6 protein-coding genes are annotated in these 8,947 nt (G+C 72.1%); 4 read left to right on the top strand and 2 right to left on the bottom strand.

Annotation, left to right across the window (positions count from 1 at the left end; translation table 11 throughout):
• Positions 1-43 precede the first annotated feature (43 nt).
• The 4 genes from ACWEBX_RS10825 to ACWEBX_RS10810 are packed head-to-tail and all read left to right on the top strand — an operon-like array spanning position 44 to position 2,620.
• Positions 44-259, top strand: a complete 216-nt coding sequence (locus ACWEBX_RS10825) for an MbtH family protein (protein ID WP_351863477.1) — start codon at positions 44-46, stop codon at positions 257-259.
• A gap of 8 nt (positions 260-267) precedes the next feature.
• Positions 268-1,842 carry an amidohydrolase gene (locus tag ACWEBX_RS10820; protein WP_451884546.1) on the top strand — a complete coding sequence of 525 codons (1,575 nt, stop codon included), beginning with the start codon at positions 268-270 and terminating at the stop codon, positions 1,840-1,842.
• Entirely contained in the window at positions 1,839-2,069 is a 231-nt protein-coding gene (locus ACWEBX_RS10815; RefSeq protein WP_451884545.1) for a hypothetical protein, read from the top strand. The genes ACWEBX_RS10820 and ACWEBX_RS10815 overlap by 4 nt, the downstream gene beginning before the upstream one ends.
• 50 nt (positions 2,070-2,119) lie before the next feature.
• Positions 2,120-2,620 (top strand): NUDIX hydrolase, encoded by a 501-nt coding sequence (locus ACWEBX_RS10810; RefSeq protein WP_451884544.1) that lies wholly within the window; start codon positions 2,120-2,122, stop codon positions 2,618-2,620.
• Positions 2,621-2,668: 48 nt separating this feature from the next.
• Here the strand turns inward: ACWEBX_RS10810 and ACWEBX_RS10805 are convergent, their stop codons facing one another.
• Positions 2,669-6,751: a molybdopterin-dependent oxidoreductase gene (locus ACWEBX_RS10805; protein WP_451884587.1), complete on the bottom strand. Its 4,083-nt coding sequence runs from the start codon at positions 6,749-6,751 to the stop codon at positions 2,669-2,671.
• Between the two features lie 257 nt (positions 6,752-7,008).
• Positions 7,009-8,568, bottom strand: coding sequence for a hypothetical protein (locus ACWEBX_RS10800; protein WP_451884543.1), 1,560 nt, complete (start codon positions 8,566-8,568; stop codon positions 7,009-7,011).
• Between the last annotated feature and the right edge of the window lie 379 nt (positions 8,569-8,947).

The raw sequence follows: 8,947 nt of genomic DNA, 5'->3' as shown, positions 1-8,947 counted from the left end.
ACCCCCGACCCCCACCGCACCGCCCGACCGAGAGGAACGACAGATGACCAACCCGTTCGAGAACCCCGACGGCGTCTACCGCGTGCTCGTCAACGACGAGGGCCAGTACAGCCTTTGGCCGGACTTCGTCGACGTGCCCGCCGGCTGGACCGTCGTGCACGGCCCCGGCCCCCGGCAGCAGTGCCTGGACCACATCGAGACCAACTGGACCGACATGCGTCCCAAGAGCCTGGTGGAGAGCATGCGGCGGACGGGCTGACCCGGGCGATGCTCTGTACGCGACTGACGAACGCGCGCTTCCTCACCATGGACCCCGACCGCCCCGTCGCCCGTGAACTCGGCGTGTGGCGGGGCCGGATCGTGGGCCTGGACGAGGAGGTGGCCGCCCTGCCCGCCCGCCGGGTGGTGGATCTCCAGGGCGCCACCGTGCTGCCCGGGTTCATCGACGCCCATGTCCACCTGGCCTGGACCGGGTTGAAGGCGGCCACGCCGAGCGTCGCCGGACGCCGGACCGTGGACGAGGTGCTCGCCCTCGTGGCGGACATCGCGGCCACGGCCCCGGAGGACGGCTGGGTGAACCTCGCGGGATACGACCAGCGGCCGCTGGGACGCCACCTGACCGCCGTCGAGCTGGACAAGGCGAGCGGCGGACGCAAGGTCTTCCTGACGCACGACTCCGGACACGGCTGCGTGGTCAGCACCGCCGTCCTGGAACTGCTGCCCACCGGACTTCCGCACGAGGAGGGGTTCCTGGCCGAGGGGGCGATGGGCGTCGCCCGCGCGCTGCGGCTTCCGCACGCCCAGGAGCATCTCGCGGACGCCATCGCCCACGCCGCCGGGGAATGCCTCTCGGAAGGCGTGACGGCCTGCGCGGAGGCGGGAATCGCGGGCGCCCTGTTCGGCCACAGCCCGGTCGAACTCGGCGCGTACCAACTCGCCCGCGAGACCGGCAGATTGCCATTGCGGGTGCAGCTCATGGTGGCGGCCGACCGACTGAATCCCGTCACCGCGCACCCGTCCGACGGCATCCCCCGCGCCCTCGACCTCGGTCTGCGCACCGGATTCGGCGACGCATGGCTGTCCGTGGGAGCGCTCAAGATCTACACCGACGGCGGCATGATGGCCCGCACGGCCGCCCTCAGCAGCCCCTACGAAGGACTCGACCACGCCGGTCAGTTGCAGGACGACCCCGAAGCGCTCGCCGACACTGTCGTCGCCGGGCATCTCGCCGGCTGGCAGCTCGCAGTCCACGCGATCGGCGACCGTGCGGTCGACGTGGCCCTGGACGCCCTCGAACGGGCCCAGCGCCTCAAGCCACGCCCGGACGCACGGCACCGCATCGAGCACGCGGGGCTGGTCCGCCCGGACCAACTGGCCCGCTTCGCGCGGCTCGGCGTGATCGCCGTCGTCCAGCCCAACTTCCTGCGCTCCTTCGGGGACGACTACGCGGCGATCATGGGAGCGGGGCGCGCACCCTGGCTGTACCGCGGGAAGGGCTTCCTGCGGCACGGCATCACGCTCGTCGGCAGCTCGGACCGCCCCGTGACGGACGGATCGCCGCTGCGCGCCGTCCAGTTCATGGTGGAGCGGGCCTCCTCGTCGGGCCGGACGATCGGACCGGACGAGGGCATCACGGTGGAGGAGGCACTGCGCGCGTACACCGTGGGCGGGGCCTTCGCCTGCCGCTGGGAGAACAGCCTGGGAAGCCTCACCCCGGGCAAGTACGCCGACCTGGCGGTGCTTTCGGACGACCCGACGACGGTGGAGACCTCGCGCATCGGCGACATCGACGTGGTCGCGACGTTCGTCGGCGGCCTGGAGACAGAGGAGGCCGGGCCGTGAGCGCTCGGGTGGACGGCGACGACCCGCTTACGGAGCCGGATCTGGTGTCCCCGGACCCGCTCCGGTGGGTGATCTGGAACTCGCCCACCGGGGTGATGGTGTTCGACCGGGACACCAACGGCCCGCTGCTCCTGGACGACGAGTCGGCCCTGGGCGAGGTGCTGAGCGGCATGCGGGAGGCGGGCGTCCCGGAGAGCGACGACTACCCGGGCCACCCCTGCTCCTGACACCGCCCGGCCTGATCGACAGCCGGTTCCGGCTCTGCCAGGGTGAACGGATGCGGATACCGAGGCAGGCGGCGAGAGTCGCGGTGCTGGACCCGGCGGGCGCCGTCTTCATGTTCCGGTACGACAACCAGGAGGTCGGCGTCCACTGGGCGCTGCCCGGCGGCGGAATGGATCCGGGGGAGACCCCGCTCCAGGCCGCCCTGCGCGAGGTGCGGGAGGAGACCGGCTGGACGGACATCGCCCCCGGCGGCACGGCGCTGTGCTTCTGGGAACACGACTTCACCCGCGCCGGTGTCCCCGTGCGGCAGTACGAGCACATCTTCCTCGCGTACGGCCCTCGCAGGCAGCCGGGTGGCGAACTGGGCGCCTCGCAGGCGGCGGAGGGCATTCTCGGGGCCCGATGGTGGTCGCCGCGCGACCTCTCGGACCCCGCGGAGCCGCTGTGGCCGCCCCGGCTTCCGGAACTGCTGGCCGCCGTACGACGCGACGGCCCGCCCGTGACACCCGTCGACCTCGGGTTCCTGCCCAACGGCGGCCCGGGGCCGGTCTGAAGCTTCGCCGCGTCGTCCAAGAGCCGTGCGGCACACCGGAATCGCGCGTCAGTACACGTCGCGCACGTACCGCCTCTCGGCCGTGAGCTGCTTGACGTACGCGGCGGCGCCGTCCTGGCTGTGGCCGCCGTGGGTGACCGCGATGTCCCGCAGGGCCTGGTCGACGTCCTTGGCCATGCGGGAGGCGTCGCCGCACACGTACAGGTGCGCCCCGTCGCGGAGCCAGGACCACAGTTGGGGACCGCGCTCGCGCATCCGGTCCTGGACGTAGACCTTGGCCCGCTGGTCGCGGGAGAAGGCCGTGTCCAGGCGGCTGAGCGTGCCGTCGGCGAGGAACGCGTCCAGCTCGTCCTCGTAGTAGAAGTCCGTGGCCCGGTGCTGCTCGCCGAAGAACAGCCAGTTCGGCGCGCGGTGGCCGAGCGCGCGCCGCTCGTTCAGGAAACCCATGAAGGGCGCGATCCCGGTGCCGGGGCCCACCATCACCATGGGGGTGCCGGGGTCGGCCGGCGGCCTGAACCTCGGGGAGGTCTGGACGAAGACCGGCACCGGTGTGCCGAGGGGCGCGTCGGCGAGAAAGGGCGAGCAGACGCCCTGGCGCGCTCGCCCGCCGGGGTTCTCGTAGCGGACGACGGAGACGGTGAGCGAGACGAGGTGGGGGTCGGTCAGCGGGCTGGAGGATATGGAGTACAGCCGGGGCTGGAGCGGCTTCAGCACCTCGGCCCACTCCTGGGCGTCGGCCCGGACGGGGTGTTCGGCGATGAGGTCGACCGCCTGACGGCCCCAGGACCACTGGGCCAGTTCGTCCTTGTTGTCGGGGCGCAGCAGCTTCTTGAGAACCCGGTCGTGGGTGCGTTCGGCGACGAAGCGCAGCAGCCCGGGAGTGATCCGGGTGATGTCCAGATGCCGGTGCAGCGCGTCGTGGAAGGGCATCTCCCCGGCGCCGTCGAGGCGCACGGCGGCGTCCGGCGCGAGCCCGGTGGTGGCCAGCCATTCCGTGACGAGACCGGGAGAGTTGACGGGGCGTACGCCGAGGGCGTCGCCGGCCTGGTAGACGAGCGGGGTCTCGCTGTCGCGGGTGTCGAAGGTGAAGCGCCGGACCTCCTTGCCCGCGCCCGGCAGACTGAGGAGCCGGTTTTCGGCGAGCCGGGCCGTGACGGGGTCCGGCTTCTTCGATGGTGCGACGGACGGCGGCGCCGGGGGAATGGACGCCCCCGGGGTGCCCGGCTCCGTGGCGTCGGTCAGAGAGGCGAGGACCTGGTCGAGCCAGGCCGTGGCCGAGGGCCCGTAGTCGGGCTCGCAGTCGGTGCGCGGGGCGAGGCGGACGGCGCCGAGTTCGTCGAGGCGCTGGTCGAGGCGGCGGCCGTGCCCGCAGAAGTCGTCGTAGGAGGAGTCGCCGAACGCGAGGACGGCGTAGCGCAGGCCGTCCAGGCGGGGCGTGTCGGGGGCGGCCAGGGCGTCCCAGAACCCCGAGCCGTTGTCGGGCGCGTCACCGTCCCCGAAGGTGCTGGTGATCAGGAGGACGTCGGCGCCGGCGGGCAGTTCTCCCGGGTGGGCGTCGTCCATGTCGACCAGTGTGGCCTTGTGCCCCGTGGTGGTGAGCCGGTCGGCGGCGGCCGTGGCGAACTCCTCGGCGTTGCCGGTCTGCGAGGCCCACAGGACGACGACCTCCCGGACGGGACCGGAGGGCGCCGGGGCCGGTGTTCCCGGAGCGGCCCGGGAGTACATGCCGGCGAGCACGCCGTTCACCCACAGGGCGTGCTCGGGACTGAACGGGGCGCCGGGTGGCAGTACCGGCACGCCGGGAGCGCCCGATGCGAGACCGGCGAGGAAGCCCACCAGGTACTGCCGCTCGTGCGCGGCCAGGACCGGCGGCGGGGCGGGCGCGAGCCCGAAGACGGTGGCGGGGCCGGCGGGCAGAGGCCCCGCGGACAGGGCGGTCACCGCGACGGCCGGGAGCGCGTCGGCCCCGGCTCCGGGCACCGCCGTGCCCGTGATCGTCGCTGTCGCGGCGACCGCGGCCCTGTGCGGCGCCGTCACCGACACCGGAGTCGCCACCTTGGCCAGGGACACCGCGCACACCTTGAACTCCGGCTGGAAGGACAGCGGGTCCACGGCGTCGCTGGTGACGGCGTTGACACTCAGGTATTCACCGAACAGGTCGTTCCAGTGGAAGGGAGCGAAACAGCAGCCGGGCCGGACCCGGTCGGTCACCACCGCGGGCAGCACCGCCCGGCCGCGCCGTGACGCGACCTCCACCGAGTCGCCCTCGGTGACACCGAGGGCGGCGGCGTCCTCCGGGTGCAGCTCCACGAAGGGCCCGGGGTTGAGTTTGTTGAGTTTGGCGACCCGGCCCGTCTTGGTGAGGGTGTGCCACTGGTGCTGCACCCGGCCGGTGTTCAGGACGAACGGGTAGTCGTCGTCCGGCATCTCGGCGGGAGGCAGATGCGGGCGGGCGTGGAACACCGCGCGGCCGCTCGCCGTCGGGAAGACCGGACCCCCGCCGTGCCCGTCCACGTAGCGGATGGGGTTGCGGTCGGGGCCGTCCTCCCGCGCGGCGGGCCACTGCACCGGGGTGGACCGCAGCCTCTCGTAGCTGACGCCCCGCAGGTCGTAGCCGGTCTTCGGGTTGTGGGCGCGCTTGATCTCCTCGAAGACCTCTTCCGCGCTGTCGTAGGTGAAACCTCGCTCGTAGCCCATCGCGCGGGCGACGGCGGCGATGATCCTCCAGTCCGCCGTGGCCTCCCCGGGGGGATCCGCCGCGGGCCGGGCGAGCGTCACATTGCGTTCGCTGTTGACGAGGACGCCCTCGGTCTCGGTCCACAGCGCTCCCGGCAGGACGACGTCCGCGTAAGCGTTGGTCTCCGTCTCGGCGAAGACGTCCTGGGCGACGACGAACTCCGCCCGCTCCAGACCCTCGATGACGGTCCTGCGGTTGGCCACGGAGGCGACCGGGTTGGTGCAGATGATCCAGCAGGCCTTGATGTCCCCGTCGGCCATCCTCCGGAACATGTCGACCGTGCCCTGGCCGGCCCCGTCCTCGCGGAGCGTGCCGGGGGCCAGCTCCCACAGCTCCTCGACGAAGGCCCGGTCCTCCTCGACCAGGACCGACCGCTGGCCGGGCAGTCCCGGACCCATGTACCCCATCTCCCGGCCGCCCATGGCGTTGGGCTGGCCGGTCAGCGAGAAGGGGCCGCTGCCGGGCCGGCAGATCGCGCCCGTCGCGAGGTGCAGATTCACCAGCGCGTTGGTGTTCCAGGTGCCGTGCGTGGACTGGTTGAGGCCCATGGTCCAGCAACTCGTCCACTCCCCGGCCTCGCCGATGAGCCGGGCCGCCTCGCGGAGGTCGTCCTCGGGCACGCCCGTGATCCCGGCGACGGTGGCGGGCGGGTAGTCGGCCAGGAACTCCGGCATCGCCTCCCACCCCTCGGTGTGCGCGGCGATGAACGCGGGGTCGGTGTGTCCGTTCTCGTACAGCAGGTGCAGCAGACCGTTGAGGAGCGCCAGGTCCGTTCCGGGCCGCACCGGCAGGAACAGGTGCGCCTTGTCGGCGGTCGCGGTGCGCCGGGGGTCGACGACGATCAGCTTGGCGCCGCCCGACTTGACCCGCTCCATCATCCGCAGGAACAGGATCGGATGGCAGTCGGCCATGTTGGAGCCGATCACGAGGAAGACGTCGGCGTGCTCGAAGTCCTGGTACGAGCCGGGCGGGCCGTCCGCGCCCAGCGACAGCTTGTATCCGGTGCCCGCGCTGGCCATGCACAGCCGGGAGTTCGACTCGATCTGGTTGGTCCCGACGAACCCCTTGGCCAGCTTGTTCGCCAGGTACTGCGCCTCCAGGCTCATCTGCCCGGACACGTAGAACGCGAAGGCGTCCGGGCCGTGCTCGTCGATCAGCGCCCGGAGCCGACGGGCCGTCTCGGCGATCGCGGTGTCGAGCGGAGCGGGCGCGGCCTCCGCTCCCCGCTCGGTCCGTACGAGGGCCGTGGTCAGCCGTCCGGGGGCGGCGAGCATGTCGGCCGTCGTCGCGCCCTTGGTGCACAGACGCCCGAAGTTGGCGGGGTGCGCCTTGTCGCCGGACGCCTTCAGGACCGTACGCCGTCCGTCGGGACCCGTCGCGACGTCGAGAACCATCCCGCAGCCGACACCGCAGTACGAGCAGACCGTCCGCACCTGCTGGGTGGTCGTGGTCACGAGCGGTCCTCCGTGTGATCGGTACCTTTCTCCACCGACGCTACGAAGGCCCCATTACGCGGTTGTCACATGGCTCGATCACCACCGGTTACACGCTCCACACACCGCCGCCACGGGGCTTGTGAGGTGGTCCCCTGGGGTGTGGCCTGCGGCGACGGCAGGGCGCCCGGTCCTGTCCCGGGCGCCCCGCCGTCGTCTCAGTAGCCGAAGCTCGATGTGGTGTACGCGCACTCCGTGTAGATGTAGCCCGGCGACAGTTTGGCGGTGTCCGAGGCGGGGGACTTGCCAGTGGCGCTGCGGGACTTGTGCACGAAGTAGGTGGTGCCGACGGGCAGCCGGATGGTCCGCTGCGGGTAGTGCTTGCCGCTGTTGCTGCACGGCTTGAAGCCGATCCCCAGCGTGCTGCCCAGCGAGTACGAGGTGCAGCTCCCGCAGGCCTTGAGGTTGAAGCTTCCCGTCACAGGTCCCGTGTACAGGACCGTTATCTCGTCGGGGCTGTCGTTCTTGACCGTGACGGCGATGCTGCCGCCCGACGCGGTGGTCGGCAGACGCTTGCCGGCCGCGGGCACGGTCTGCGCGACCTCCGCGGCGATGGCGATCTTCTGGGCGCGCGTCCGGTTCTTGTGGTGCGGGTTGTTCTTGGCGAAGTCGTTCATGGTGGTGACGGCCTCGCTGAAGTCCTTGTCCTTGTACTGGTCCACGCCGCAGGCGTACGCCCCTGTACGGGCGGTCCCCGAGGCCCGGTCGGCGTCCTGGCCGAGGGCGTCGGACAGACCGGCCTCGTCGCCGGGCAGTCCACGGACCTGGGTGGCGAGGCCGTCGAGCTGCTTCACCGCGGCACAGGGGTCGTCGCCGCCCACCGAGCCGACCGCTTCGTCGACCGCGCTCTTCACGGCGGGTTCGACCTTCCCGGACTGCGCGGACTTGGGGAAGGTCGACAGAAGCTCGCCGAACTGCGTGGTCCAGCCCTCCTCCCCGCCGCTCAGGGACGCAGCCGCGCACTCGTAGAGGGACGTCGCCAGCCGGTCGTCGGGCCAGTCGGCGAGATCTCCCAGTGCCTTCTTGCCCATGGTGCCCGGCAGGGTGCGGAGGTACTTCAAGGGCTGTACGGCGGCGCAGTAGTCCTTGCGCGCGTACGGGGCGCCGACGGTGGCGTAGTAGGTCTTGAGCCGGTCGGGCACACGCCGGGCCGCGCGGGAGTCCGGGTGGTCGTCGCTCAGCGCGCTGTAGGCGGCCAGGGCGCGGCGATAATCGGCCTCGCCGTTCGCGAAGTCCGACTTCCCGGACCGGGCGACCAGCTCGTCGGCCCGGTCGAGCCGGTCGAGGAGCATGCGCTCCGTCGCCTCGTCACGTGCTCCGTCGTACAGGACCACGCCGCCGGCGGGCACGGCCAGCAGGACGAGGCCGACCACGGCCGCGATCAACGCGCTCGGCAGCAGTGCCAACCGGCTCCGCAGGCCCACGGACGCGCCGTGCGCGGCGGCCAGCACCAGGAAGACGAGGTAGACCACCACGGCCGTTCCGGGGACTCCGTCGGGGTCCGCGGGCAGGGCCACCAGAAGCAGGATCCCCGTCGCGACCCAGCACACGGCCATCAGCGCCCAGCGGCGTACGACGGCATAACCGAGCCCGAGCCCGCTGAGGTTCAGCAACGCCACCGCGACGGCCCGCCACGGATGAGCCGGACCGGGCGGTGGCGCGGTCGGCATCGGCGGCACGGCGAAGCCGTCACGAGCACCTTGATCATCCCAGGACATGACGGTTCCCCCCGTCGATCACGCCTGAAGCTACCTGACTTGTCAGCGTACGGACAGTCAGCCACCCGCGACAGAGCCCGCATCGAGCCAGTACGGCCCATCCACCCCACCGGTCGACAGCCGCCCCGCACGTCGCGCCACCTGCCCCTCACCGCGCCGGCCGCTGCCATCGACGTCTCGGGCCGGGCTTTCGCACCGTGTTCTGCGTCACGTGGACCCGACCGGCCGGTGCTCCCTTTCGGCGCCGACCTGACGGGTGGTTCGTGACCTGGGGCCTGTCTGACAATTCCCGTCGCCGGGCCCGCCCGTAATGTGGGAGCGGGCGCCCGGCGCGCGGGGGGGCCCGCGGCCTCGGCGCGGCGTGTACGCGGGCCCGGCC

The organism is Streptomyces sp. NPDC005070, assembly GCF_053600395.1.
The sequence above is the reverse complement of the archived record's forward strand: the minus strand, read 5'-3'. Positions and strand labels throughout refer to the sequence as shown.

What these genes read in the sequence shown, in the direction of transcription:
- ACWEBX_RS10805 (WP_451884587.1), bottom strand. Translation starts at nt 6,751, where the DNA reads ATGGTTCTCGACGTCGCGACGGGTCCCGACGGACGGCGTACGGTCCTG.
- ACWEBX_RS10800 (WP_451884543.1), bottom strand. Translation starts at nt 8,568, where the DNA reads ATGTCCTGGGATGATCAAGGTGCTCGTGACGGCTTCGCCGTGCCGCCG.
- ACWEBX_RS10810 (WP_451884544.1), top strand. Translation starts at nt 2,120, where the DNA reads ATGCGGATACCGAGGCAGGCGGCGAGAGTCGCGGTGCTGGACCCGGCG.
- ACWEBX_RS10820 (WP_451884546.1), top strand. Translation starts at nt 268, where the DNA reads ATGCTCTGTACGCGACTGACGAACGCGCGCTTCCTCACCATGGACCCC.
- ACWEBX_RS10825 (WP_351863477.1), top strand. Translation starts at nt 44, where the DNA reads ATGACCAACCCGTTCGAGAACCCCGACGGCGTCTACCGCGTGCTCGTC.